Annotated in this window: 26 protein-coding genes and 2 tRNA genes; 15 read left to right on the top strand and 13 right to left on the bottom strand. The window is 61.0% G+C overall.

Going from position 1 to position 24,112, the window contains the following annotated elements; translation table 11 throughout:
- Nucleotide 1: 1 nt before the first annotated feature.
- Nucleotides 2–952, bottom strand: coding sequence for a LysR family transcriptional regulator (locus tag C8N42_RS03755; RefSeq protein WP_107815208.1), 951 nt, complete (start codon nt 950–952; stop codon nt 2–4).
- 303 nt (nt 953–1,255) lie between these two features.
- On the opposite strand from C8N42_RS03755, the gene C8N42_RS03750 reads away from it, so the two are divergent.
- The 5 genes from C8N42_RS03750 to C8N42_RS03730 all read left to right on the top strand — a co-directional run bounded on the left by C8N42_RS03750 (nt 1,256) and on the right by C8N42_RS03730 (nt 5,951).
- Nucleotides 1,256–2,617 (top strand): Rieske 2Fe-2S domain-containing protein, encoded by a 1,362-nt coding sequence (locus tag C8N42_RS03750; RefSeq protein ID WP_107815207.1) that lies wholly within the window; start codon nt 1,256–1,258, stop codon nt 2,615–2,617.
- Complete coding sequence (gene benB, locus C8N42_RS03745) at nt 2,614–3,114, top strand: benzoate 1,2-dioxygenase small subunit (RefSeq protein ID WP_107815206.1); 501 nt, start codon at nt 2,614–2,616, stop codon at nt 3,112–3,114. The genes C8N42_RS03750 and benB overlap by 4 nt, the downstream gene beginning before the upstream one ends.
- 10 nt (nt 3,115–3,124) lie before the next feature.
- Nucleotides 3,125–4,153, top strand: a complete 1,029-nt coding sequence (gene benC / locus C8N42_RS03740; RefSeq protein ID WP_107815205.1) for a benzoate 1,2-dioxygenase electron transfer component BenC — start codon at nt 3,125–3,127, stop codon at nt 4,151–4,153.
- A complete protein-coding gene (benD, locus tag C8N42_RS03735; protein WP_107815204.1) occupies nt 4,150–4,938 on the top strand; it encodes a benzoate diol dehydrogenase BenD in 789 nt (262 codons plus the stop codon). Before benC ends, benD begins: the two co-directional genes overlap by 4 nt.
- 125 nt (nt 4,939–5,063) lie before the next feature.
- A complete protein-coding gene (locus tag C8N42_RS03730; protein ID WP_107815203.1) occupies nt 5,064–5,951 on the top strand; it encodes a LysR family transcriptional regulator in 888 nt (295 codons plus the stop codon).
- Between the two features lie 16 nt (nt 5,952–5,967).
- Here C8N42_RS03730 and C8N42_RS03725 read toward each other — a convergent pair whose 3' ends face one another.
- From C8N42_RS03725 to C8N42_RS03705, 5 genes are all read right to left on the bottom strand, one after another.
- The gene (locus tag C8N42_RS03725) at nt 5,968–6,666 is read right to left on the bottom strand and encodes an ABC transporter ATP-binding protein (RefSeq protein WP_107815202.1); all 699 of its coding nucleotides are present in this window, start codon (nt 6,664–6,666) and stop codon (nt 5,968–5,970) included.
- Complete coding sequence (locus C8N42_RS03720; RefSeq protein WP_107815201.1) at nt 6,659–7,402, bottom strand: ABC transporter ATP-binding protein; 744 nt, start codon at nt 7,400–7,402, stop codon at nt 6,659–6,661. Before C8N42_RS03720 ends, C8N42_RS03725 begins: the two co-directional genes overlap by 8 nt.
- Nucleotides 7,395–8,399, bottom strand: a complete 1,005-nt coding sequence (locus C8N42_RS03715) for a branched-chain amino acid ABC transporter permease (protein ID WP_107815200.1) — start codon at nt 8,397–8,399, stop codon at nt 7,395–7,397. Before C8N42_RS03715 ends, C8N42_RS03720 begins: the two co-directional genes overlap by 8 nt.
- A gap of 4 nt (nt 8,400–8,403) precedes the next feature.
- Entirely contained in the window at nt 8,404–9,273 is an 870-nt protein-coding gene (locus C8N42_RS03710; RefSeq protein WP_107815199.1) for a branched-chain amino acid ABC transporter permease, read from the bottom strand.
- Between the two features lie 76 nt (nt 9,274–9,349).
- Nucleotides 9,350–10,522, bottom strand: coding sequence for an ABC transporter substrate-binding protein (locus tag C8N42_RS03705; RefSeq protein ID WP_107815198.1), 1,173 nt, complete (start codon nt 10,520–10,522; stop codon nt 9,350–9,352).
- 688 nt (nt 10,523–11,210) lie between these two features.
- Between C8N42_RS03705 and C8N42_RS22155 the strand changes: the two genes are divergently transcribed.
- The 4 genes from C8N42_RS22155 to C8N42_RS22150 are packed head-to-tail and all read left to right on the top strand — an operon-like array spanning nt 11,211 to nt 12,521.
- Nucleotides 11,211–11,795 carry an RcpC/CpaB family pilus assembly protein gene (locus tag C8N42_RS22155; RefSeq protein ID WP_425430511.1) on the top strand — a complete coding sequence of 195 codons (585 nt, stop codon included), beginning with the start codon at nt 11,211–11,213 and terminating at the stop codon, nt 11,793–11,795.
- On the top strand, nt 11,684–12,142 hold the full coding sequence (locus C8N42_RS21530; protein WP_425430513.1) for an RcpC/CpaB family pilus assembly protein: 459 nt from the start codon (nt 11,684–11,686) through the stop codon (nt 12,140–12,142). The genes C8N42_RS22155 and C8N42_RS21530 overlap by 112 nt, the downstream gene beginning before the upstream one ends.
- A 2-nt stretch (nt 12,143–12,144) precedes the next feature.
- Nucleotides 12,145–12,435, top strand: a complete 291-nt coding sequence (locus C8N42_RS21525; RefSeq protein ID WP_170109177.1) for a hypothetical protein — start codon at nt 12,145–12,147, stop codon at nt 12,433–12,435.
- Entirely contained in the window at nt 12,387–12,521 is a 135-nt protein-coding gene (locus C8N42_RS22150; protein ID WP_425430512.1) for a hypothetical protein, read from the top strand. Before C8N42_RS21525 ends, C8N42_RS22150 begins: the two co-directional genes overlap by 49 nt.
- Nucleotides 12,522–12,596: 75 nt before the next feature.
- Here C8N42_RS22150 and C8N42_RS03680 read toward each other — a convergent pair.
- Nucleotides 12,597–12,671, bottom strand: a tRNA-Asn gene (locus tag C8N42_RS03680).
- A gap of 82 nt (nt 12,672–12,753) precedes the next feature.
- Nucleotides 12,754–13,644, bottom strand: a complete 891-nt coding sequence (locus C8N42_RS03675; protein WP_245889954.1) for an MBL fold metallo-hydrolase — start codon at nt 13,642–13,644, stop codon at nt 12,754–12,756.
- Between the two features lie 46 nt (nt 13,645–13,690).
- On the opposite strand from C8N42_RS03675, the gene C8N42_RS03670 reads away from it, so the two are divergent.
- The gene (locus tag C8N42_RS03670; RefSeq protein WP_107815194.1) at nt 13,691–15,022 is read left to right on the top strand and encodes an ATP-binding protein; all 1,332 of its coding nucleotides are present in this window, start codon (nt 13,691–13,693) and stop codon (nt 15,020–15,022) included.
- Nucleotides 15,023–15,128: 106 nt separating this feature from the next.
- Here C8N42_RS03670 and C8N42_RS03665 read toward each other — a convergent pair.
- A tRNA-Ile gene (locus tag C8N42_RS03665) sits at nt 15,129–15,205 on the bottom strand.
- 119 nt (nt 15,206–15,324) lie between these two features.
- Here C8N42_RS03665 and purM point away from each other — a divergent pair.
- From purM to rnd, 4 genes are all read left to right on the top strand, one after another.
- On the top strand, nt 15,325–16,371 hold the full coding sequence (gene purM / locus C8N42_RS03660) for a phosphoribosylformylglycinamidine cyclo-ligase (RefSeq protein WP_107815193.1): 1,047 nt from the start codon (nt 15,325–15,327) through the stop codon (nt 16,369–16,371).
- Nucleotides 16,368–16,967, top strand: coding sequence for a phosphoribosylglycinamide formyltransferase (gene purN, locus C8N42_RS03655; protein WP_107815192.1), 600 nt, complete (start codon nt 16,368–16,370; stop codon nt 16,965–16,967). Before purM ends, purN begins: the two co-directional genes overlap by 4 nt.
- A gap of 135 nt (nt 16,968–17,102) precedes the next feature.
- Entirely contained in the window at nt 17,103–17,474 is a 372-nt protein-coding gene (locus C8N42_RS03650) for a DsrE family protein (RefSeq protein ID WP_107815191.1), read from the top strand.
- A 128-nt stretch (nt 17,475–17,602) separates the two neighbouring features.
- Nucleotides 17,603–18,760 (top strand): ribonuclease D, encoded by a 1,158-nt coding sequence (gene rnd, locus C8N42_RS03645; protein ID WP_107815190.1) that lies wholly within the window; start codon nt 17,603–17,605, stop codon nt 18,758–18,760.
- A gap of 9 nt (nt 18,761–18,769) precedes the next feature.
- Here rnd and C8N42_RS03640 read toward each other — a convergent pair whose 3' ends face one another.
- From C8N42_RS03640 to mazG, 4 genes are all read right to left on the bottom strand, one after another.
- Complete coding sequence (locus C8N42_RS03640) at nt 18,770–19,264, bottom strand: GNAT family N-acetyltransferase (protein ID WP_170109183.1); 495 nt, start codon at nt 19,262–19,264, stop codon at nt 18,770–18,772.
- 207 nt (nt 19,265–19,471) lie between these two features.
- Nucleotides 19,472–19,960: a GNAT family N-acetyltransferase gene (locus C8N42_RS03635; protein ID WP_107815188.1), complete on the bottom strand. Its 489-nt coding sequence runs from the start codon at nt 19,958–19,960 to the stop codon at nt 19,472–19,474.
- Nucleotides 19,961–20,414: 454 nt separating this feature from the next.
- Nucleotides 20,415–21,422 (bottom strand): Fe(3+) ABC transporter substrate-binding protein, encoded by a 1,008-nt coding sequence (locus C8N42_RS03630; RefSeq protein WP_107815187.1) that lies wholly within the window; start codon nt 21,420–21,422, stop codon nt 20,415–20,417.
- 87 nt (nt 21,423–21,509) lie between these two features.
- Nucleotides 21,510–22,343, bottom strand: coding sequence for a nucleoside triphosphate pyrophosphohydrolase (gene mazG / locus C8N42_RS03625; RefSeq protein WP_107815186.1), 834 nt, complete (start codon nt 22,341–22,343; stop codon nt 21,510–21,512).
- Nucleotides 22,344–22,533: 190 nt separating this feature from the next.
- On the opposite strand from mazG, the gene cysS reads away from it, so the two are divergent.
- Nucleotides 22,534–23,988: a cysteine--tRNA ligase gene (gene cysS / locus C8N42_RS03620; protein WP_107815185.1), complete on the top strand. Its 1,455-nt coding sequence runs from the start codon at nt 22,534–22,536 to the stop codon at nt 23,986–23,988.
- Nucleotides 23,989–24,112: the final 124 nt, after the last annotated feature.

Raw genomic sequence — 24,112 nt, 5'->3', positions numbered from 1 at the left:
TTCACGCCCGGCTGAGTGCGTCGCGTTTCTCCAACTCCTTGCGCAGCCCCTCCGGCTTGGCATAGCCCCAGCCGGGATACATATCGCAGATCACCTCCATCATCTGGCGGATCGGGCGCGAGTTGTCGTCACGTCGAAAGCTCATAAAGATCGGGGAGGTGGGGTTTTCCACGATGGGGCGAAAGCACAGCCCGTCCATGCGCGAGCGCCGAACCGCTTCGGGTACCATGGCAATGCCTTCCTCCGCTGCCACGAGGCCGATGGCGATGTGCAATTCGCGCGCCTCATGAGCGATGTTGGGGGAGATGCCGTGATCGTGGAACACCGCGAGCACCTGATCGGCAAAGCTCGGGCGCGGCAGGCTCGGGTAGAGGATCTGCGGCTCCTGAGCGATGCGCGACAGGGGCAGAGGGCCGTTTTCCTGCGCCAGCGGATGGGTTTCGGGCATGGCGACCAGCATGTCCTCCTCGCGCAAGAGCACACGGGTGATCGCGGGGTCCTCGAAGCGTTGCGTGCCGAATCCCGCGTCGATCCGACCCTCTTTCAGGGCCGGGATTTGTTCAAGGCTGCTCATTTCGATCAGGTTGATCTCCACATCCTGCGCCACCTTGCGAAAACCGCGAATGAGTGCTGGAAACCGCCCGTACATGGTCGAGGCGACAAAGCCGAAGACGACGCTTTGCTTGCCGGAATGGGCTGAGCGCTCGATCATCTTCTTTGCGGCTTCGGCATGGGCCAGAATTTGCTCCGCCTGTTTGAGAAAGAGCCGCCCCGGCGCGGTGAGTTTCAGAGGCCGCACCGTGCGGTCAATCAACTCGGTGCCCATTTCCGCCTCCAGCATCTGAATCTGGCGGCTGAGCGGCGGCTGGGCCATGTGCAGTTTCTCGGCGGCGCGGGAAAAATTCCGCTCGCTGGCGACCGCCACGAAGTAGCGGAGCTGGCGCATCTCCATACTATACCCTCCCAGTATAGAAACAGATGAACTTGGTCTTGGATTTTCTAGACCATGCACCGCACAGTGGTCCAATCTTGTTTGGATGCGGCGGCTGGAGGAGCGGCCGACAGGGAGGTATCAGTTGATACCATAAAGGTCTCAAGAGGCATGACTGAGCCTCTTCTCCCCCTTTTCGGGGGCCGGATTTTTGCATGCTCCCGTCAGAGGGACGTGCGACCGGGAACCTCTTCCTGCCGATCCGAACGAGAAAGCAAAGGCCGTGTCATCAGGGCACAGGTCAGCCAAAATGGAGGAGCACGCATGACCAATACGCTCAAAGACCGCATTGCGGGCGCTGTCGAGGAAGACGAAAACGGCATCCACCGCTGCCGCCGGGACATTTTTACCGACGAACAGATTTTCGATCTGGAGATGAAGCACATCTTCGAGAATGGCTGGGTTTATCTGGCGCATGAAAGCCAGATTCCGGAGCCGAACGACTATTTTACCACCTGGATCGGTCGGGTGCCGATCGTCATCACCCGCGACAAAGAGGGTGAGCTGCACGCGGTGATCAACGCCTGTGCGCACCGGGGCGCAATGCTCTGCCGCCGCAAGCACGGCACGAAATCGAGCTTCACCTGCCAGTTCCACGGCTGGACGTTTTCGAACACCGGCAAACTGTTGAAGGTGAAGGACGGCAAGACCGGCGGCTATCCGGAAGGCTTCAACAAGGACGGCGCGCACAACCTCAAACATGTCGCCAGGTTCGAGAGCTACAAGGGCTTTCTCTTCGGTAGCCTGAACGCCGATGTGCCGACGCTCGATGAGCATCTGGGCGAGACGAAAGTGATCATCGACCAGATCGTCGATCAGGCCCCGAACGGTCTCGAAGTGCTGCGCGGCAATTCGAGCTATACCTTCGATGGCAACTGGAAGCTTCAGATGGAGAACGGCGCGGACGGTTATCACGTCAGCTCCGTGCATTGGAACTACGCCGCCACCATGGGCCACCGCAAGGAAGAAGGCACCAAGGCGGTTGATGCGAACGGCTGGTCGAAAAGCGTGGGCGGGGTCTACGGGTTCGAGCGCGGGCATATCCTTCTGTGGACCCGGACGCTGAACCCCGAGGTGCGCCCGATCTGGAACCATAAAGAAGAACTGGAAGCGCGTCTCGGCAAGGACAAGACCGAGTTCATCGTCAGCCAGACCCGCAACCTCGCGCTTTATCCGAATGTCTATCTGATGGACCAGTTCTCGACGCAAATCCGCGTGGTGCGCCCGATCAGCGTCGATAAGACGGAAATCACCATCTACTGTTTCGCTCCGGTGGGCGAGGCCCCGGAAGAGCGTGCGACGCGCCTGCGCCAGTATGAGGATTTCTTCAATGTCTCCGGCATGGGCACGCCTGACGATCTCGAAGAGTTCCGCGCCTGCCAGACGGCTTATGCCGCCGCCGACGGGGTGTGGAACGATCTGAGCCGCGGCGCAACGCGCTGGATCGACGGGCCGGATGACAACGCCAAAGCCATGGGGATGACTCCGATCCTGAGTGCCGAGCGCTCCGAGGACGAAGGTCTCTTCGTGCGCCAGCATGAATACTGGTCCGAACTGCTGCTTGAGGCGCTCGACAAGGAAGCCGCGCAAACTCCGGTCTCCGCCGGTGAGGAGGTGATGGCATGAACGCGTTCGTGAAATCCGATCTGGAACAGATCGCCGCCTTTCTCTATCGCGAAGCACGCCTTCTCGATGACCGCGAATGGGATGAGTGGCTGGAATGCTATGCGCCCGAGGCCACGTTCTGGATGCCGACATGGGACGATGACGATCAGCTTGTCGAGGACCCGCAGTCTCAGGTCTCGCTGATCTACTATCCGAACCGCCAGGGGCTTGAGGATCGCGTGTTCCGCATCAAGACCGAGCGCTCCGGGGCGACCATGCCGGAGCCGCGTACCTGTCACATGATCACGAATATCGAGATTGTGGAGCGGCGCGAACAGGACCTCGATCTGCGCTTCAACTGGCACACGCTCAGCCACCGCTACCAGACCACAATGAGCTTTTTCGGCACTTCGTTCTACACGCTTGATCTGTCGGGTGACGCGCCGAAGATCACGGCCAAGAAGGTGGTGCTGAAGGATGACTACATCCATCAGGTCATCGACGTCTACCACGTCTGAGGAGGGCAGGATGAGCTATCGCATTGCCCTCAATTTCGAGGACGGGGTAACTCGTGTGATCGACTGCAACCCGATGGAGACCGTGATGGATGCGGCCTATCGGCAAAAGGTCAACCTGCCGGTGGATTGCTCCGACGGAGTCTGTGGCACCTGCAAATGCCGCTGCGAGGAAGGCGATTACGACCTCGGCGACGACTATCTTGAGGAGGCCTTGTCGGAAGAAGAGGCCGCCGAAGGGCTGGTGCTGTCGTGCCAGATGGTGCCGGAAGGGGATTGCGTGATCTCCGTGCCGGTGCCGTCTTCGAGTTGCAAACTCGGTCCGTCGGTCTTTTCCGGTGAGATCACCACGCTTGAACAGGTCTCTCCCAGCACGATCGTGCTGGGGGTGACGCTGCCGAACCCGGAAGCGCTCGACTTCCTGCCGGGTCAGTACGTCAATATCGCCGTACCGGGGCTGGGTGTGACGCGCTCCTATTCCTTCAGCTCCGCACCGGGGGCGGATGAGGCAATGTTCCTCATTCGCAACGTGCCCGGAGGCGTGATGAGCCGTTACCTGACCGAGGTGGCGAAACCCTGCGATACGCTGGAGTTCACCGGGTCGTTCGGCAGTTTCTTCCTGCGTGAACGCAAGCGGCCCGTGGTGATGCTGGCGGGCGGCACGGGGCTTGCGCCCATGCTGTCGATGCTGGAGGTCATGGCCGCGAAGGGCGAGACCGACACGCCGGTGCATCTGATCTATGGTGTGACCACGGACACCGATCTGGTGGAAACTGATCGGATCGAGGCCCTGGCGGCCCGTCTGCCGAACCTGACATGGGCGGCGACCGTGGCGGACGCGGCCAGCGCGCATCCGCTCAAGGGCTATGTCACGCAGCATCTGAGTGACGCGCAGCTCAACGCGGGCGAGATCGACCTCTACCTCTGCGGCCCGCCGCCGATGGTCGAGGCGGTGCGCGGATTTCTCAAGGACAAGGGCGTGGTGCCCGCCAGTTTCCATTACGAGAAATTCACCCCGAACGAGGCGGAGGCGTCGGCATGATCTGTCCCGAACGGTTCGCGGGCAAGGTCATGGTCATCACGGGCGCGGCTCAAGGCATCGGTCGGGGCGTTGCCGCCCGGGCCTGTGCCGAGGGAGCGGATGTGGTGCTGGCCGACCGGGCGGAGTTCGTTTCCGAGGTGGCCGGGGAGATTGCCGCTTCTGGGCCGGGGCGCGCCACCTCCGTGGTGGCCGATCTTGAGACCTATGAAGGGGCCATGGCCGTAATGAATGCGGCGCAAGAGGCCTTTGGCGGTATCGACATCCTGATCACCTGTGTCGGCGGTGCGATCCGTATGCGGCCTTACGGGGCGTTCGAACCGGATCAGATCGCGGCGGAAATCCAACGCTCGCTGATGCCGACGCTCTGGGTCTGTCACGCGGTGCTGCCCGCTTTGCGGAGCCGTGGCGGAGGGGTGATTGTCAACGTCTCCTCGAACGCCACGCGCGGTATCCACCGGGTGCCATACTCGGCGGCGAAGGGAGGCGTGAACGCACTGACCGCCTCACTTGCCATGGAGCTTGCAGAAGAAAACATCCGTGTCGTTGCCACCGCGCCGGGGGGGACCGAAGCCCCACCACGCCGGGTGCCGCGCAATGCGGATGGTGACAATGAGGCCGAGAAAGCCTGGATGGCCGAAGCGGTCGATCAGGTCGTCGGTTCCACGATGATGAAGCGCTACGGCACGATTGAGGAACAGGTCGCGCCGATCCTGTTTCTGGCCTCGGAAGAGGCGGGGTATATCACGGCCTCTACCCTTGTGGTGGCGGGTGGCGATACCGGCTAGGCGCGCAGGGCACGCGGATTTTTCCTGCTTCCGGGCGACCGGAGGCGGGGGTTTTGCCGTCCCATGACATCCTCACCGGCCCGATGGGCCGGTTGCCAGATACGTTCACCGGGAGGGAGGCCCGCATGAACTTCAAGCAACTCACCTATTTCATTGCCGTCGCCGAGGAACTGCATTTCGGACGTGCGGCGGAACGGCTCGACATGGCGCAACCGCCGCTCAGCCGTCAGATCAAGCTGCTCGAAGAGAGCCTTGGGGCGGTTCTGATCAACCGTTGCCGCAATGCGACCAGCCTGACGCAGGCGGGGGAGCGGCTTCTGGAGCGCGCCCAGTCGATCATGGAGCAACTCAACGACACCAGGCTTGAGGTCAAGCGGCTCGGGCAGGGGGCGGAGGGGCGGCTGCGCGTGGGGTTCGTCGGCTCGGCCACCTTCGGCATCTTGCCCAATATCCTGAAATCCTACCGTGCGACCTATCCGGATGTGAATCTGAGCCTTATTCCGATGAACAATGCCAAATTGCACCGGGCGCTGGTGACGCGCGAGATCGACATCGCCTTCACCCGCCCGGCGCTTGTCGACAATGACATTGCCACACGCAATCTGACGGAAGAGGACCTGATCGTGGCGGTGCCCGACACGCTCGACAGCGGTGGACGCAGTGTCGATCTGGCGACGCTGGATCGGCCGAATTACATTCTCTACCCGGAATACCCGCGCCCGAGCTATGCCGATCTGGTGCTCGACTGTTGCGAGGCGCAGGGACTCGACACCTCGCGCCGGGTCTGGACGATGGACATCCAGACCGCGCTCAGCCTGGTGGCCATCGGCGAGGGGATTTGCATCGTGCCAGCTTCGGTCGGCACAGCCCAGCGCAATGGTGTGCGGTTCCGGACCATCCGCAAACCGCTCGGGGTGACGACACTGGCGCTGAATGCGCGGATCGACGAGCAGGGGGTACATGTCTGCAATTTCAAACGCATCGCACAGATGGTGGCGCGCAAGGCTGGCTGACGCGCCACCCATCGCCTTACACACCCAGCCATTTGTGTTGGGCGTCTTCGTCTGCGCGGATCGCGTCGGCGCTGCCGGTCCAGACCACCTGTCCCTTGCTGACGACGACCACATCGTCGGCGAGCGAGGTGGCGAAACCGAAATTCTGTTCGACGAGGATCATCGACAGGCCTTCGCGTTTCAGGTCCATGAGCTTGTCGTGGATCAGCTTGACGATGATCGGGGCGAGCCCTTCGGTCGGTTCATCGAGGATCAGAAGCCGCGGGTTCATCAAAAGCGCGCGGGCGATGGCGAGCATCTGCTGTTCGCCGCCAGACAACTGCGTGCCGCCATTGTCCATACGCTCGCCCAAGCGCGGGAAGAGATCGAGCACGCGGGCCATGGTCCATGGGCTGTCCTTGTCACCAAAGCGTCTCGCGGTGATCTCAAGGTTTTCGCGCACGCTCAAGGATGGGAAGATATCGCGGGTTTCCGGCACATAGGCGATACCCATGCGGGCGATGTCATAGGGCGTCTTGCCCATCGGCTGGCCGTCCAATGTGATCGTGCCGTCACGGGTGGGTAAAAGCCCCATGATGGTCTTGAGCGTGGTGGATTTCCCCGCGCCGTTGCGGCCCAGAACGGCCAGAACCCGGCCCTGTTCGGCGCGCAAGGACAGCCCGTGCAACACCTGCGTTTCGCCATAGCCAGAGGCGACGGATGTGAGATCAAGCATCTTCCCAGCTCCCCAGATAAATCTCTTTCAAAAGTGTCGAGCCGCGCGCCTCTTCGGGCAGCCCGTCGAACACCACCTCGCCGTAGTTCAACACGGTGATCGTGTCGGCGACGTCAAAGGCCAGATCCATGTCATGCTCGATGATCAAAAGCGTCAGATCGCGCGGCAGGTCATTGAGCAGATCGTGAAACCCCTTGGCCATTTCCGGCCCCACGCCGCTTGTCGGTTCGTCCATCAGCAACACGAGGGGCCGGGTGGCCAGAGCAACGCCCACCTCGAACTGTCGCCGCACACCATAGCTCACCTCGGAGACTTTTGCGTGCAGATAAGGCATGAGGCGCACCTGTTCGGCGACCTCCGCAACGATCTCTCGGACCTCAGGCGTGGCGAGGCTGTCGCCCCAGAGCCGTGTCCCCGCGCCGGTGTGGATCGCGGCGGCAAGGCCGAGGTTTTCCTCGACCGTCAGCCCGTCGAACAGCGTGTTTTTCTGATAGCTGCGCGACAGGCCCCTGCGGGCGCGTTTGGCGACCGGAAGCGCTGTGACGTCTTCGCCCGCCAAAAGCACCGAGCCGCTGTTGGGGGTCAGTTCGCCCACCAGAAGGTTGAATAAGGTGGTTTTGCCCGCACCATTGGGGCCGAGGATGACACGGCGTTCGCCGCGTTCGAGTTTCAGCGAGACATTCCGGGTGACGTGAACGGCGCCAAAGCTTTTGTCGAGGTTGCGGGTCTCAAGCATCGGTGGTGATCTCCTCTGCGTCGGTTTTGCGGGTCAGGTCGGAGAGGCGGCGCTCCAGTCGCGCGCCCCAGCGGGCTTCGATCCAGCCGAAAATCCCGTTGGCACGGCTCATCACGACGGCGATCAGCAGGACGCCGACGACGAGGTGCCAGTAGCTGGTCACGTTGCTGACCTCATGTTTCAGGATGACGAAGGCGGCTGCCCCGATCATCGGACCCACCAGCGTGCCAAGCCCGCCTAGAATGACGACGACCAAAGCCTCGCCGGAGACGGTCCAGCCCAGAAGGCCGGGGGAGATATACATGACGTGCTGGGCCGACAGCGCGCCCGCAAACCCTGCGATCATGCCGGAAAGGCCAAAGACATCGGCCTTTACCCGCCAGACGGTGAGGCCCAACGCACGCATACGCTGTTCGTTGTGCATGACGCCGGTGAGAGACCGACCCAGACCGGAGCGCAGGATCAGCACGGCGGCCCCGTAGGTCGCGCCCAGAAGGACGAGGCAGAACAGCGCGAAGCTGCGGCTGTCATTGAGGTCAATGCCCAGAAGCGACAGGTCGATCCGGGGAATGCCGCCCATGCCGTCGTCACCGCCGAAGAAGGGTGCCTCGAACACATAAGAATAGGCCATTTGCCCGAAGGCGAGCGTTGCCATGATGAAATAGATGCCGTGGGAGCGCGCGCCGATCGCGCCGATCACCCAGGCAGCGGCTCCGGTGATGGCGATTGCCCCGCCGAGTGCCACGGGCGGTGCGATGCCCGCTTTTGTGGTGAGGATTGCGTAGGCGTAAGCGCCGACACCCATCAGCGCGCCGTGGCAGAGCGACACCATGCCACCAAAGCCAGCGACCATGTCGAGGGCGAGGACCAGCATGGCCAGAAGCAGGATTTCGGTCAGGATTTCGAGGCCGAAATAGCCAGCGGTGACGGCCTGCGTGAAGGCGCCCACGGCCAGAAGGATGAGGGCGGTGTAGCGTAAAGCGGTGTGTTGAAACATCGGATCAGCCTTTCGCCGGGAAGAGGCCCATGGGACGGATCACGAGGACCGCCGCGAGGAGCGCGTAGATGAGAACAGAGGCGAGCTGTGGGGCCAATACCGCGCCGAAGGTCTGGACAAAGCCGAATATGAGTGAGCCTGCGATGGCGCCTTGCAGAGAGCCAAGCCCGCCGATGACGATGACGATGAGCGTTGGGATCAGGATCTGAAGCCCCATGTCCGGGGTAACGCTCAGCAGCGGTGCTGCAACTGCCCCCGCAAGGCCCGCAAGCGCGCAACCGACACAGAAGACGATGAAGAACAGGCGTTCGACATTGATGCCGAGACAGGCGGCCATGGCGTCATTGTCGACGCCCGCGCGGATCATCGCGCCGATCTGGGTGCGTTTAAGCACCAGCGCAAGGGCCGCGAAAATCGCAAAACCCAGCGCGATGATGAAGAGACGATAGACCGGGTAGTCGATGCCGAAAAGCGACACGCGGCCCGCGAGCAGCGAGGGTACCTCGATGGCAAGTGCGATGTCGCCCCAGATGATCCGGGTGAGATCCAGAAGGGCAAAGATCAGCCCGAAGGTCACGAGCACTTGTGCCATCGGTCCGCTCTTGCGCATCCGCCGGATCAACCCGCTGTAGAGCAGAATACCCATGCCCGCGACTGCAACGGGGGCGAGAAAGAACCCGGTCCAGTACCCACCCACGGTGGCGAGTGCGGCGGCGACATAGGCCCCCAGAGCATAGAGCGAACCATGGGCAAGGTTGACGAAATGCATCAGTCCGAAAATCACGGTGAGGCCAATGGAAAGGAGGAACAGGAGCATGGAGAGTTGAAGCGCGTTCAGCGCCTGCAACGCCCAAAAGCCGGGGTCGAGAGGCATGACAGAGGTCCTTTGACAAAGGCCCGGCCGGTGACGCAGTGGGCCGACCGGGCAGGGAGGTCCGTTGGAGACGGGCTCAGTTCGAGACGGGCGCCATGGTACAGCCGTTGAGCGGATCGGCGGTGGCGGGCAGCTCGGCCAGAACCTTCTGGGTCAGGCCGCCTTCGCCCGCGATGGTCTCATAGACATAGATCGGCTGAACGATGTTGTTCGTGGCCGGGTCGATCGATAGCGTGCCGCGCGGGCCTTCGAAATGCACCTGACGCAGGGCATTGGCGAGGCTTTCGCGATCCGTGGCACCCGTCTTGGTGGCCTCGATCAGGGCGCGGGCGGCGTCAAAGCCCTGCACCGCGTATTCCGAGGGAATGCGACCGGTTTTGGCCTCGAAGGCGGTGACGAAGGCGGCGTTTTCCGGATTGTCGATGGTTGGTACATAGTGAAGTGCGGTGATTACGCCCTCGGCGGCGGGGCCTTCGGCATTCACATAAAGTGAGGAGGTCAGGAAGCCGGAGCCGTAGAGCGGCAGATCGGCTTTGAGGCCAAAGCTGTCGTACTGCTTGACGAAAGAAATCGCCTCTCCGCCCGCGTAGAACACATAGACCGCCTGCGCGCCGCTGGCCTTGGCCTTGGCGAGGAACGGTCCGAAATCCTGCGTCTTCTGGAAGGGGGTGAACTCTTGCCCGACGATTTCGCCGCCCGCGGCTGTGAAGGTCTCGGTGAAGCTGTCGATCATCTGACGGCCTGCGGCATAGTCGGGGGCCAGCGTGAAGACCTTGGTGATGCCTTGCTCGACCATCCACGGCCCCATCGGGCGGTTCACCTGACCGTTGGAAAACGACATGCGGGTGATAAAGGGCGAGCATTGCGCCCCGGTGGCTTCGTCATTGCCCGCGTTGGCGACAATCAGCGGCACGCCCGCGCCATGGACGAGATCGCGCACCGCGCCTAGAACACCGGAACTGACGATACCCGCCATGACATCGACCTTGTCCTGAAGGATGAGCTTCTTGGCCTTGGCGAGCGCGACCGGCGGCTTCACTTCTGTGTCCTCGCGCAGGAGGGCAAAGGTGGCCTCGGTCTCGGCCCCGTATTCCTCAAGTGCCAACTCGAAACCGGCTTCGATGTCATTGCTAAGCGCGGCATAGACGCCGGAGTAGGGCAGCAAGAGCCCGACTTTGATCTCCTCCGCAGACGCGGGCATGCTGAGAGCTGTGGCGAACCCGAGGGCCGCCAGGATGGTGGTTTTCATGATATTTCCTCCCTGTGTGTCCGAACCCCTCCCCGGGTCCGGGCCTAGCGCGGTCATCGTGGCGCGCCTTGTGTTGTGCGTTTGGCCCCTGCCGACGGGTTTGAACCCGTTCGAGACATCTGCCTTCCCGCAAGACTGTGCGCTGCGGCACCACAAGTCGAGAAAGGTTTGGGTATCGAATAATATCGTTTTTGTTGCGACCCGCATAACCGTTGGAGACGATGGAAAACCGCTGGAAGGACTGCGTGAAATTGACCGGAGCTTTGGTCACAGAATGACAGGGCGAGAATGCGCCGTTTCGAGAGATAAGGTGGGCGCGGGGTGTTCTTCCAGGAAGCACAGAGGCTGGACAGCCCGGCTGGTTTTCAGAGGGGCCTAAATCGGATTACTGGGATGGCGGTGATGAAGAGAGAGGGCTGGTTCGCCCGCATTGCTCAGAATCACCGGATGATCACCTTTGATCTGAGCAATATTTATGTGTTTTTTGTAAATATTAAACAATATTATACACTTACCCATAAATTTATAGATTTTTATACTGCCTGCTGTCTCATCGTTTTCTCTAAAGAATATATATCCGCTGTGAAGGCAACTTTAGATCGAATGTATCGCGAAATGCTTGATCTCACGTAGGTGTGGGTGGCGTGAGGCAAATCTTTGGGGGAATACACCATGAAATTCATTCAAAATGCGAAAAGCCTTATGCGTCGCTTTGCGCGCAAAGAAGACGGGGCAACAGCCATCGAATAACCATGTTTTCACGCTTCGGTTTTTCCGGGTGCGCGACCTTGGTTTTGGCCACGTCGGCTGTGGTGGCCGGTGCTGTGGTGTTGGGGGTGTTTCGTCCGAAAGACCAACTCACTACACAGCCCACGCTCCAAGTAGCCAGCGTCACGGCACAGACGACGCGCATTCTTGTCACGTCGCGTTGGCGGAGATGATCGCGTCCCGGACCATTCCGGGGGGCACGCCCTTTGTGGCCTCAGATCTCGCGGCCCCGGTTGTTGCACAGGACTCCGACCCGACGCGGAACCGGCTGAACCTTTCGGAGGGGATGCGGGCGATTGCCTTGCCGATCAAGGCGGAAACGGCGGTGGCCGGGTTGCTCGACCTTGGCGACCGGGTCGATATCCTTTTGTCCTACAAGACGGCGAAGGGCATCTGGCGGTCCGCACCGTGCTGCGCAATGTCCGCATCATCGCGACGGATCAAACCACGCAGCCCCCGGCGGAAGACGCTCAGGCGGAACCGAAAACACCGCCGAAAATCGTGACCTTCGAATTGACACCGGACGGGGCAAAGGTTCTGGCTCTGGCGCAACAGATGGGCGACATCATGTTGGTTTTGGGCGAGGAAAACGAAGCGGACGGTCCGGTGAACGCAGAGGACTCGCCGATTTTTGCCACCCAGATTTCCGGTCAGACGGCGAAGCCAGAACCATTGCCACAGGTGGCCAACCGCAGCGCGTCCATCGTGCGCGGTGCGAAAAGCCGGGTGGATGTGTTTGCTGCGGAGGAACAACTCCCAGGCGATGATGTGGTCACAGAAACCGACATTGACGATCTCACGACAGCCACACAGGCGGCTATCGTCTCCGTTCCCTTAAGCGCGACAGATTGATTATGGCACCAGAAGACCGTCCTGATTTTACGGAAAGAACGCTCCCGATTCTGCGGCCTTTTCTCATTATGGTCTTGTTTTCACTTGCGGTTGGCGCCGTGCAGGAGCAAACCCTGATGGAAATCCGGAACCGGACGATCAACCTGTTTGCGGGGCAGGGAAAACTGATCAAGCTCGACATTCTGGCCGAGACGGTTTTCTGGCCCATTCCGAAGTGGCCGATATCGAGATCAAGTCTCCGAAAATGCTTTACATCTATGGAAAGTTCATCGGCGAAACCACGCTTTTTGTGATCGACGACACGGAGGAAGTGACGTTGAGCAGTAGTGTCGGCGAGATACTTTATGTTTTGTCGATAGATGCCAGTCGGGTTCAATGAACCTGAGAGCAAAAGGTGAAACACGAGTTTTGACTACCAAAAAAGCCCTCAAGTCAGAGACTTAAGGGCTTTTTATGGCTCCGGCGGTAGGGATCGAACCTACGACCAATTGATTAACAGTCAACTGCTCTACCGCTGAGCTACGCCGGAACATGGGGCGGTGTATAGCTATGTGGTTTCGGGGGTGCAAGAGGGTTTTGTGACAAAAAATGCATTTTTGCTCCTTTTCCTCTCAAGGCACTGAAAACACGGCACTTACGCCGATTTCCGGGGTGGCTTTCAGGCGGTTTTGGCGGCTCAGGTCGATGAGGTGGGCGAGCGTGTTGCGCGCTGCGGCGGGCAGGTGGGTTTCGGGCAGATCGGTGTAGACGGTGCGGGTGAGGGAAAACAGGTCCATGGGCCCCTGTGCGAGGGCTGAAAGGATCTGGGTTTCCCGTTCGGCGCGGTGCGACAGCAGAAAATGGATCCGCTCCAGAGGGGCTTCGACAGGGTCGCCGTGGCCGGGGTGGAGCCGGGCGGGGGCACTGTTCAGCAACAGGGTGCAGCTGTCGCGGAAGGCGCTGGCATCGCCGTCGGGCGGGGAGATCAGCGAAGAGGACCAGCCCATGATCAGATCGCCGGAAAACACCGCGCCGCGCCAGGCAAAACACAGGTGATTGCCCATATGGCCGGGGGTGTGAAGCGCTTCGATCGGACCTGCGGGCGTGTCGAGCACGGCGGCATGGGGCAGGGCGATGTCGGGACTGAAGGTCTTGTCCACCCCTTCGCCACCGCCGAGCGTCTCTGCGAGCGCGGCCATATGGGGGCTGCGCCCGGCGAGCGCATCGCCAAAGGCCAGAATCGGTGCATCTGTGGCGTCCGCGAGGGCGCGTGCGCCGCCCGAATGGTCGAGATGCGCATGGGTGACGAGGATGTGGCTGATCCGCGTCCCGCAGGGCAGGGCGGAGAGGACCGCGTCGCGATGCGCAGGCAGATCGGGACCTGGGTCGATCAGCACGCGTTCGGTTCCCTCGCCAAGCACATAGGTGTTCGTACCCCACCAGGTCATCGGCGAGGGGTTCGGCGCCAGAATGCGCAGGAGGCCGGGGGTCAGCTCGGTGATCGTTTCGGGGCGGGTCGACACGCGATTTCTCTTTCCATCAGGGGTCTTGCAAGGCTACCAATAGCCCATGTTCTTCGACTGGCTCAAAAGATATCTGCCACGCGGGCTCTATGGTCGGGCTGCGCTGATCCTGCTGGTGCCGGTCGTGGTGATCCAGATCGTCGTGACGGTCGCCTTTACCCAGCGCTATTTTCAGGATGTCACCCGGCAATTGACGCAAGGGGTGGTGGCCGAAATCGGTCTCTATGTCGCCGCCATCGAGAGCGTGCCCGAAGATCAGATTCTGCCGGTGCTGAGCGAGCTGGACGACCGGCTCCGGTTCATCTCGCGCTTCGGCGATCCCGCCCCGGTGACCGACAACCGGTTCTGGTATGACATCTCGGGACGGGTCATCGCCGCCGATCTGAAAGACGGGCTCGACGGGGTCGAGGGGGTCGACGTCGCCAGTGACACGCGGCTGGTACAGGTGTCGATCCTCACCGGGGTCGGGCGCCTGACGATCGAGCTGCCGCGTCGGCGTGCCTCGGCCACGAACCCGCATCAGCTTCTTGTGCTGACGGCCCTGACCGGCGGCTTGATGACCCTCATCGCCTTCATTTTCCTGCGTAATCAATTGCGACCGATTCGCCATCTTGCGCGCGCGGCCGAGGCCTTCGGGCGGGGTGAAAATCGGCCCTATCGTCCGGCTGGCGCGCTGGAAGTCCGTTCTGCCGGGGCGGCCTTTCTCAATATGCGCGCCCGGATCGAGCGTCAGATCGAACAGCGTACTCTGATGCTTTCGGGCGTCTCGCACGACCTGCGTACCCCGCTGACGCGTATCCGGCTGGGGCTGTCGATGCTGGACGTGTCCGAGGACGATGCGGTGGAAATCAAGGCGATGCAGGCCGATCTCGACGAGATGGAAAAGCTGATCGACACGTTCCTCGATTTCGCCCGCGCCGATGCCACAGAGGAGCCGAAGCGCCTCGATCTCAAGGCGCTTCTGAGCGATGCGGTGAGCCGTGCCGAACGGGCGGGATCGGTGATCGGGACTGTGGAAATGCCCGAAGGTGAGGTGGTGCTGACCGGACGTCCCGCCGCTCTGGCCCGTGCGCTCGACAATCTGCTGTCCAACGCGCGGCGCTACGGCACGCGGACCCGGCTCAGCCTGACTCTGTTCGAACGCGCCGCGGTGATCTCGGTCGAGGATGACGGGCCAGGGATCGCGCCCGAGGCACGGGACCGCGCGCTGCAACCTTTCGTGCGCCTCGATGCCGCCCGCAACCAGAATCGCGGCTCCGGTGTCGGGCTGGGGCTCGCCATCGCCCATGACGTCGCCCGGCGGCATGGGGGCACTTTACGTCTGGGTAAAAGCGAGACCTTGGGAGGATTGAAAGCGGATCTGGTGCTTGCGCGCTGAGCCCGGCCAAACCTCAGGTCTCGCCCGGTCTGCGCAATCCTTGAAACCCAACAGAAAGTCTGAGCCGCAGGAGGGTGGAAGCTGAGGTATTCGGCAGGAAGATATTTGGTAGGCCCGGCAGGACTCGAACCCGCAACCAAAGCGTTATGAGCGCTCTGCTCTAACCAATTGAGCTACAGGCCCGCCTGACGCTCTGATTATTGTGGCGAGAGATCGGGGTCAAGGGGCACACGCAGGCCTTTTCAAGCCGGGGTAAACCGCGTAAACGGGCCGAAACGTCAGTTTCGCGGGGAGCCTTTGCCATGACGCAGGGAAAGAACGGTCTCACTTACGCCGATGCGGGTGTCGATATCGACGCGGGTAATGAGCTTGTCGAACGGATCAAACCGGCGGCGAAAAAGACAGCGCGTCCGGGTGTGATGGCCGGTCTGGGTGGCTTCGGCGCGTTGTTCGATCTCAAGGCGGCGGGCTATGAGGACCCGATCCTCGTGGCGGCGACCGATGGGGTGGGCACCAAGCTGCGCATCGCGATCGACACGGACAACGTGGCGACCGTGGGCATCGACCTTGTCGCCATGTGTGTCAACGATCTCGTGTGTCAGGGGGCGGAGCCGTTGTTCTTCCTCGACTATTTTGCCACGGGCAAGCTCAAACTCGACAATGCCGCTGCGGTGATCGAGGGCATTGCGCAGGGCTGTGCCGAGAGTGGCTGTGCGCTGATCGGCGGTGAGACCGCCGAGATGCCGGGCATGTATGAGGACGGCGATTTCGATCTGGCGGGTTTTGCCGTGGGCGCGATGGAGCGCGGTGCCGATCTGCCTGCGGGCGTGCGTGAAGGAGACGTGCTTCTGGGCCTTGCCTCCAACGGGGTGCATTCGAACGGTTATTCGCTGGTGCGCAAGACGGTCGAGATTTCCAGCTTCAAATGGTCCGACATCGCGCCCTTCTCCGACAATACGCTGGGCGCAGAGCTTCTGACGCCGACGCGGCTTTACGTCAAGCCTGTGCTCAAGGCGATCCGGGCGGGCGGTGTGCATGCGCTGGCGCATATCACCGGCGGTGGTCTGACCGAGAACTTGCCGCGGGTTCTGCCCACCGGCATGGGCGCGGATATCGACCTCACGAGCTGGACACTGGCGCCGGTGTTCCGCTGGCTGGTGGATACGGCGGGGCTGAGCCAGCATGAGCTGCTGAAAACCTACAACGCCGGGATCGGTATGGTGGTGGTTTGCGCCGCCGATCAGGCCGGAGCGCTCACCGCGCTGCTCGAAGGCGAGGGCGAGACGGTGTACCGCATCGGTCAGGTCACGACTGGCAATGGCGTGACCTATGAGGGTGAGCTCAAGTGAGCGACCTGCACAAGAAGGTTGCGATCCTGATTTCCGGCGGCGGCTCCAACATGGTGTCGCTGGCGAAATCCATGGTGGGGGATCATCCCGGACGGCCCTGTCTCGTGCTGTCGAACCTGCCCACGGCAGGCGGGCTGCAAAAGGCCGCCGATATGGGCATCCCGACCGCCGTGGTGGATCATCGTAGCTTCAAGGGTGATCGTGAAGTTTTTGAAGAAGAACTGATTTCCGTGATCGACGCCTATGCGCCGGATGCTATCGCGCTAGCTGGCTTCATGCGCATCCTGACGCCGAAATTCATCACGCATTATGCCGGACGGATGCTTAACATCCATCCGTCGCTCCTGCCGAAATACAAGGGGCTGCATACCCATCAACGTGCGATCGAGGCGGGCGATGCGGAGGGCGGATGTTCCGTGCATGAGGTGACAGCCGAACTCGATGATGGCCCGATACTCGGTCAGGCGCGAGTGCCGATCCTGCCAGGCGATACGCCGGACGACCTTGCCGCGCGTGTACTGGTGCAGGAGCATCGGCTTTATCCGGCGGTGCTCAGGCGGTTCCTTGAGGGTGAAACAGAACCTCTGATCCTCTGAACCCGGTTATCAAATCGGATATCGCGCAGGCGTGAACGATTGCAAAGGTGAAATTCGGGCCGGGAAAAATACATTCGCGATATAGAATGTAAGTGAGTCCCACCTCGGGACCCGCATTTCGCGAAAGGATATCTCATGAAAACCGCTGATTTCGTCGCCACCGTTTTCGATGGCCATTCCAACCCCGGCAAGGTGACCGTCGCCTTCACCATGGCGCTGAATGCACAGAAGATGGGTCATAGCTCCATTGTTCTCTTGATGGTCGAAGGTGTGGAATTGGGGAAACCCGGCGCCACCGAAGGCATGGACATCGGTAAACCTTTTGAGCCCGTGGCCAATCTTGTGAAGGACTACCGGGCCGCCGGTGGGCGCATCGGCATTTGCGGCGCCTGCATGATCCACAACGGGTTCACCGCCGAAGAGATGGACCCCGCTTATGAAATCATCACCGCGCCCGAAGTGGTCGAACTGATGATGGCGGCGAAAGGCACGATGCCGATCACCTGAGGGCGCACATTCGCAAATTGCGAAGGGGGCTGCGGACCTGCGCCCCCTTTGTTCTTTTCTTTCGGCGAAAACCTGCGTATCAAGATCGAACCGGTGGGATGACCCCGCGCCGCAGGTAAGAAAAACATATGATCACCATCACCACGACTGAAGGTCTTCAGGCCTTCTGTGACCGCGCCAAGGATCGCCCTTACGTCACGGTCGACACCGAATTCCTCCGCGAACGGACCTATTATTCGAAACTCTGCCTCGTGCAGCTCGCGCTTCCGGGTGAGGCCGAAGAGGACGCGGTGTTGCTCGATCCGCTGGTCAAGGGCCTCGATCTTGCGCCGCTTTACGCGCTGTTTCGCAACGAGAATGTGGTCAAGGTGTTCCACGCCGCGCGGCAGGATCTGGAAATTTTCTTCATTCAGGGCGGGGTGATCCCCAAGCCGCTGTTCGACACCCAGGTCGCTGCCATGGTCTGCGGCTTTGGCGAGCAGGTGGGCTACGAGACTCTGGTGCGCAAGATCGCCAAGCAAAGCCTCGACAAGACCTCGCGTTTCACCGACTGGTCGCGCCGCCCGTTGACGCCTGCGCAGGAAAATTATGCGCTGGCCGATGTGACGCATCTGCGGGTGATTTACGAGTATCTTGCGAAGGAGATCGCCCGGCAGGGGCGGGAAAAATGGGTGGCTGAAGAGCTTGAGGTTCTGACCACGCCCGCGACCTATGTCATCGCGCCGGATGAGGCCTGGCAACGGGTGAAAACCCGTACGAGTTCCGGGAAATTCCTCGCCGCGGTCAAGGAACTGGCGGCCTTCCGCGAGTTTTACGCCCAGAGCCGTGACATCCCGCGCAACCGGGTGTTCAAGGATGACGCGCTTCTGGAACTTGCCTCCACGAAGCCGAAAACCCCACAGGACCTGTCGCGCTCGCGGCTTCTGCTGCGCGAGGCGCGCAAAGGCGAGATTGCCGACGGCATTTTGCAGGCAATTGAAAAGGCGTCGAATTATACCGCTGCCGAGATGCCGAAACTGGACCAGTCGCGCGACAAGATTCAGGTCAACCCAGCGCTGGCCGATATGCTGCGGGTGTTGCTCAAGGCGAAATCCGACCGCTTCGATGTGGCCGCGAAGATGATCGCCTCCGCTGCCGATCTCGATCTGATCGCCGCAGGAGAGCGCGATCTGCCGGTGTTCAGGGGCTGGCGGGCCGAGGTGTTCGGTGACGATGCGCTGAGGCTCTGCAAGGGCGAGATCGGGCTTGCGGTGAAAGGTCAGAGGGTCGATGTGATCGCCCTCTGACGGCTGTGCTCACGCCAGTTCCATTGCAAATCGCGCCCCGCTGAACGGGTGGGACGCGAAACCGCAGGCGCGATAGACGGCCTGTGCCCGGGTGTTGTGATCCTGGGTCGATACCGTGAGGCGCACGCAGCCAAGGCTTTCCGCAAGATTTCGGCTGGCCTCAATGAGACGCCGCCCGACACCTTCTCCGCGTGCGTGATCGCGGATGAACAGGTGATGCAGGTCCATGACCTTTTTGCCATGCTGCAACTGGACACCAGCGACGAGCGCGGCATAGCCCAGAAGCGCACTATCACGTTCGGCCACGAGGATGCGAATCCACGGCAGATCGGCGTTCAGCAGGTCGATGAGCGCCGTCAGATCGAGTTCTGGATCGTCACCATGATGATGCGCAAGCGCATGGACCATTTCCAGAAGCGCGTCCTTGTCGCTCCAGCGGGCGGGGCGGATGTGAAGGGGGTTGGTCGCCTGTGTCTTGGCCTGAATGGGTTGCATGAGGGTCATCTGTCTCTCCTGTGTGCCGCCACAGGGGAGTTCAACCATTAAAAAAACCGCCCTGCGGCGGCCTTTCAATGTTCCATGACTGTCGGACCGCGCTCTATGTCAGCTCGGTCCAATAAAAAACGGTCATAGCGGTTGCGTGTGTCATGGCGTGAAAGTGCGGCAGACCGGGGACCGTGTCAACAGGGAAATGCCCGTGAGAGGGCTGCCTCAGACCGGCATGACATAGCGCGGCGCGCGCAGGCTCGGACGCTCGAATCCGAAGGCGCGGTAGGCGGCCTTGGCCATGGCGCTGGTGCGGGAGATCGCGACGGTAAGGGTTTCGCAGCCAAGCATACGCGCCGTCGTCATAGCCGCGTCCGACAGAGCGCGCCCAATGCCCTGACCGCGATGCGCGGGCTCGACATAGATGTGATGCATTTCCATGGCGCGATCCTGCGCGCTAAGTTGCAGCCCGCCGACCAGTGCGGCATAGCCGATCAGTTCGCCGTCCTGCTCGGCAACGAGCAGGCGAACCCAGGGTTTCGGCGCGTGGATGAGGTCGATCACGCTGGCCTCATCAAGGTTCAGCCTGTCCTCCGTCAGCGGTTTCAGATCGTTGATCATGTCCATGAGACGCGGGACGTCGCGGCCCTCCGCAGCGCGGATGGTCAGGGCAGGTGTGGCGCCTTTCACGGCGAGGGGCGTCTGACGGGACATAACGATGGGTCTGCGTTGGCGGTTGCGATATTCGAATACGATGCGGTCTCCCGAAGAGAAGAAAGCCCCAAAAGGTTAAGGTCCGCTTATCGCCGGGATAAATTTTCATGACTTCCCGTGGGGGAAATCCGTGTGGCTCATATGGGGGGCGAAGCAGGGGCTGTCAATCTGCTCGATTTGAATATTCGGTAAAAGATTTATAACGAACGTGACACTGGTGACATTGTTGAGAATTTTCTAGTTTAGGGATGTTGAAGGAATGTTCTGAGCGCGGTCGAGCGCTCAGAAATCTGTTACCAAGCACGATGAGCGACCTTGGACACATTTTCGGCCTTTGGTGGGCGGGCACTGAATATCTGTTGCGATGAACACGCTTATAAACCGGGGCTCCGCCCGTGAATTTCCCAAACGCTCCACCGGAGCGTTTGCCTGACCATAGGTCAGGTTCGGAAATTCACCCATCATAATCCACTTCTTCGGTGAGGCGCAGCGCGGCGGCGCGTTGGTTGGCGATTTCAAGAAGGCTCAGGTTGTCCGGCGTGAAACTGCCCCAGCTTGCCACCAGTTCGGACGGGTCTGTGCCGGGAACCACAGGGTATTCGGAATTCGCTTCCGCATAGATTTCCTGTGCCTCATGAGAGGACAGAAACTCAATGAACTGAACGGCTTCATCCTTGTTCTTCGCGGCCTTGGTGAGTGCCACGCCGGAGATGTTCACATGGGTGCCGCCGCCTTCGACATCGAACACGGGGAAATCGAGCCGCACACTGTCGGCCCAGACGCGCTGTTCCTCATCGGCCAGCATTTCGCCCATGTAATAGGTGTTGCCCAGCGAAATGTCGCATTCCCCGGCCCAGATCGCCTTGACCTGGGCACGGTCGTCGCCTTGCGGACGGCGGGCGAGATTGTCCTTGAGGCCCTGAAGCCAGACCTTCGCCTCCTCTTCGCCGTGATGCGCGATGTAGGCCGAGGTCAGCGCGATCATGTAGGTGTGCATGCCGGAGCGGGTGCAGATGCGGCCCTTCCATTTCGGATCGGCAAGGTCTTCGTAAGTGGTCACATCGCCCGGCGCCACGCGGTCTTTCGAAGCGTAGACGATGCGGGCGCGGGTGGTCATGCCCCACCATTGCCCCTCCGGGTCGTGGAATTCCGCCGGGATGTTCTTCTCCAGAGTCTCGGTGATCAGCGGCTGGGTTACGCCCGCATCTACCGCCTCGGTCAGTCGCGCGATGTCGACGGTCAGGATCACGTCGGCGGGGGAGCGGTCGCCCTCGGCCTTGAGACGCTCGACCAGACCGCTTTCGAGGAAGGCGACGTTGACCTGAATGCCGGTTTCCTCGGTGAAGGCGTCGACCAGCGGCTGGATCAGCTCTGGCTGACGATAGGAATAGACGTTCACATCGGCAAGTGCCGGGGCGGCGGCGAGCATGAGGGGCAGGGCGAAGCTGAGGGGCTTTTGCATGAGGGTCTCCGTCGGTTTGCGCCCGTTAAATCCGAGCAAAACGCTCAGGTCAATCGGAGTTTGTCAGACTTCCGCTCTTTGTGAAGGTCAGGAGGTGCCGGAAGGCTTCGCGGCCTTCTCCTCCGCCTTGATCGCATCCCAAAGCGCATCCATCTCGGCCAGATCGCTGTCCGCCGGGGTCTTGCCGAGCTCAGTAAGACGGTCCTCGATCGCATTGAAACGGCGAGTGAATTTTGCGTTGCAGGCGCGCAGGGCCTCTTCGGCATCGACGCCAAGATGTCGCCCGAGATTGACCACCACGAAGAGAAGATCGCCAAACTCCTCGAACACCTCCTCTTGGGTGAGCCTGTCACGCGCCTCTTCCAGCTCAGCGGCCTCCTCGCGGATTTTGTCCAACACATGCGAGGTATCCGGCCAGTCGAATCCCACCCGCGCGGCACGTTTTTGCAGCTTCTGCGCCCGCATCAGGGCGGGCAGGCCCATAGCCACCCCGTCGAGTACCCGATGTTCACCGCGTCGGGCGCGCTCCTTGGCCTTTTCGACCTCCCAGTCTTTCGTCTGCTGCTCCGGCGATTTCTGATTGCTCTCGGCACCGAACACATGCGGATGACGGGAAATCATTTTGGTGGCAATGGATTGTGCGACGTCGTGAAAGTCGAAGAGGCCCTTGTCGGCGGCGATCTGTGCCTGAAATACGGATTGGAACAGAAGATCGCCCAATTCGGATTTCAGGTCTTCCATATCGCCGCGCGCGATGGCGTCGTCGACCTCGTAGGCCTCTTCGATCGTGTAGGGAGAAATCGTCGCGAAATCCTGTTCGATATCCCAGGGACAGCCGCCCTCCGGGTCACGCAGCCGGCGCATGATTTCGAGAAGCTGTTCGATGCCCTCGGGCACGTCGTGAATGGGATCCTGTGTCATGCGGTCAACCTGAACCCGACAAGAGGGCTTTGCAAGGACGAAAACTCGCGTTACAAGAGGCGCATGACCAACCGTGCCACCATCATTATTGGCTGCTGCATTATCCGCTGACATCGTCGCGCGGGTCCGGTCTCTTTTCACCTGAAATGGAAGCTGATAAGCCCGCGGGGACTGCCCTGAGGGACAAGCTATGACCGTGATCAAACTCACCAATTCGAAGACCCGTAAGAAAGAGGTTTTCGAGCCGATCGACCCCAATAACGTGCGGATGTATGTCTGTGGCCCGACGGTTTATGACCGCGCTCATATCGGCAATGCGCGGCCTGTGATCGTGTTCGATGTTCTGTATCGGCTGCTGCGGCATGTGTACGGAGCGGAGCACGTCACCTATGTGCGCAACTTCACCGACGTGGACGACAAGATCAACAAGAAGGCGCAGGACACGGGCCGCTCCATCAAGGAGATCACCGACGAGACCACGCAGTGGTATCTCGACGACATGCGCGCGGTGGGGGCACTGGACCCCGATCAAATGCCGCGGGCGACCGAGTTCATCGGCGCGATGATCACGATGATCGAGGGGCTGATCGCGGGCGGGCACGCCTATGAAGCGGAAGGCCATGTGCTCTTTTCCGTGGAAAGCTACAAGGACTACGGCAAACTCTCGGGCCGCTCCATCGACGACATGATCGCGGGTGCGCGGGTTGAAGTGGCCCCTTACAAACGCAACCCGATGGATTTCGTGCTCTGGAAGCCGTCCTCGGACGATCTTCCCGGTTGGGACAGCCCTTGGGGGCGCGGTCGTCCCGGCTGGCACATCGAATGCTCGGCCATGTCCTATGAACTCTTGGGCGAGAGTTTCGACATTCACGGCGGCGGCAACGACCTGATGTTCCCGCACCATGAAAACGAGATCGCGCAGAGCTGCTGCTCCCATCCCAAAGGTGGCTTTGCGCGCTATTGGTTGCACAACGAGATGTTGCAGGTCGAGGGCAAGAAGATGTCCAAGTCCTTGGGCAATTTCTTCACCGTGCGGGATTTGTTGGACGGTCATGACGGCATGCCGGGCGTGCCGGGTGAGGTGATCCGATTCGTGTTCCTCTCGACGCATTACCGCAAGCCGATGGACTGGACGGCGGAGAAGGCGGAGCAGGCGAAGGCGACGTTGCGCAGGTGGCGTAATATGGTCGGGGAGATTGAAACTGGTGTTGACTATGGGAGAGCCGACGAAGCTGTCGTAGATGCCGTAGCAAATGATCTGAACACAGCTCAGGCCTTAACTGAACTTCATCGCTTAGAAAGCGAGATTCAGAACGTCTACAACAGAATTATTGGTTTCGGTTCTGAATATGATGGCCCTGAGCCCGGTGTCTTGGAGGCAAAGTTTATCGCCTCCGCCAATCTTCTCGGCCTTCTGACGCCAGAACTTGGTGGCTGGGAAGAAACGGGTGTGGACCTCACCGCCTACGCCGATCACCTCTTCGCCCTCCGCCAATCCGCCATGGAAACCAAAAACTTCTCCGCCGTTGACGCGATGAAAACCGCGCTTCTGGAGGCCGGTGTCGAGGTGCGCATGTCGAAAACCGGGGTCGAGCTTGAGCCGGGGCCGAATTTCGATGCGGCGAAGCTGGAGGGGTTGTTGTGATGACCGTGAAACATAAGGACGGCGACCGTTCCGCGCGGGGAGGGCGTAAAGCGCCCGCCCCGTGGGGGGGCGGGACGGGCGCTGTCCGTGACGCAAGCGTCACGTCCTGAAGGAGGAGCGAGCA

The sequence above is a fragment of the Celeribacter persicus genome (assembly GCF_003050785.1).
GTDB classification, from domain to species: domain Bacteria; phylum Pseudomonadota; class Alphaproteobacteria; order Rhodobacterales; family Rhodobacteraceae; genus Celeribacter; species Celeribacter persicus.
This window is presented reverse-complemented; position numbering and strand designations above follow the sequence as displayed.

Bases quoted from the DNA above. Each gene is read 5' to 3' on its own strand.
- C8N42_RS03755 (WP_107815208.1), bottom strand. From the start codon at position 952: ATGGAGATGCGCCAGCTCCGCTACTTCGTGGCGGTCGCCAGCGAGCGG.
- C8N42_RS03750 (WP_107815207.1), top strand. From the start codon at position 1,256: ATGACCAATACGCTCAAAGACCGCATTGCGGGCGCTGTCGAGGAAGAC.
- benB (WP_107815206.1), top strand. From the start codon at position 2,614: ATGAACGCGTTCGTGAAATCCGATCTGGAACAGATCGCCGCCTTTCTC.
- benC (WP_107815205.1), top strand. From the start codon at position 3,125: ATGAGCTATCGCATTGCCCTCAATTTCGAGGACGGGGTAACTCGTGTG.
- benD (WP_107815204.1), top strand. From the start codon at position 4,150: ATGATCTGTCCCGAACGGTTCGCGGGCAAGGTCATGGTCATCACGGGC.
- C8N42_RS03730 (WP_107815203.1), top strand. From the start codon at position 5,064: ATGAACTTCAAGCAACTCACCTATTTCATTGCCGTCGCCGAGGAACTG.
- C8N42_RS03725 (WP_107815202.1), bottom strand. From the start codon at position 6,666: ATGCTTGATCTCACATCCGTCGCCTCTGGCTATGGCGAAACGCAGGTG.
- C8N42_RS03720 (WP_107815201.1), bottom strand. From the start codon at position 7,402: ATGCTTGAGACCCGCAACCTCGACAAAAGCTTTGGCGCCGTTCACGTC.
- C8N42_RS03715 (WP_107815200.1), bottom strand. From the start codon at position 8,399: ATGTTTCAACACACCGCTTTACGCTACACCGCCCTCATCCTTCTGGCC.
- C8N42_RS03710 (WP_107815199.1), bottom strand. From the start codon at position 9,273: ATGCCTCTCGACCCCGGCTTTTGGGCGTTGCAGGCGCTGAACGCGCTT.
- C8N42_RS03705 (WP_107815198.1), bottom strand. From the start codon at position 10,522: ATGAAAACCACCATCCTGGCGGCCCTCGGGTTCGCCACAGCTCTCAGC.
- C8N42_RS22155 (WP_425430511.1), top strand. From the start codon at position 11,211: ATGCGAAAAGCCTTATGCGTCGCTTTGCGCGCAAAGAAGACGGGGCAA.
- C8N42_RS21525 (WP_170109177.1), top strand. From the start codon at position 12,145: ATGGCACCAGAAGACCGTCCTGATTTTACGGAAAGAACGCTCCCGATT.
- C8N42_RS22150 (WP_425430512.1), top strand. From the start codon at position 12,387: ATGCTTTACATCTATGGAAAGTTCATCGGCGAAACCACGCTTTTTGTG.
- C8N42_RS03670 (WP_107815194.1), top strand. From the start codon at position 13,691: ATGTTCTTCGACTGGCTCAAAAGATATCTGCCACGCGGGCTCTATGGT.
- purM (WP_107815193.1), top strand. From the start codon at position 15,325: ATGACGCAGGGAAAGAACGGTCTCACTTACGCCGATGCGGGTGTCGAT.
- C8N42_RS03650 (WP_107815191.1), top strand. From the start codon at position 17,103: ATGAAAACCGCTGATTTCGTCGCCACCGTTTTCGATGGCCATTCCAAC.
- rnd (WP_107815190.1), top strand. From the start codon at position 17,603: ATGATCACCATCACCACGACTGAAGGTCTTCAGGCCTTCTGTGACCGC.
- C8N42_RS03640 (WP_170109183.1), bottom strand. From the start codon at position 19,264: ATGACCCTCATGCAACCCATTCAGGCCAAGACACAGGCGACCAACCCC.
- C8N42_RS03635 (WP_107815188.1), bottom strand. From the start codon at position 19,960: ATGTCCCGTCAGACGCCCCTCGCCGTGAAAGGCGCCACACCTGCCCTG.
- C8N42_RS03630 (WP_107815187.1), bottom strand. From the start codon at position 21,422: ATGCAAAAGCCCCTCAGCTTCGCCCTGCCCCTCATGCTCGCCGCCGCC.
- mazG (WP_107815186.1), bottom strand. From the start codon at position 22,343: ATGACACAGGATCCCATTCACGACGTGCCCGAGGGCATCGAACAGCTT.
- cysS (WP_107815185.1), top strand. From the start codon at position 22,534: ATGACCGTGATCAAACTCACCAATTCGAAGACCCGTAAGAAAGAGGTT.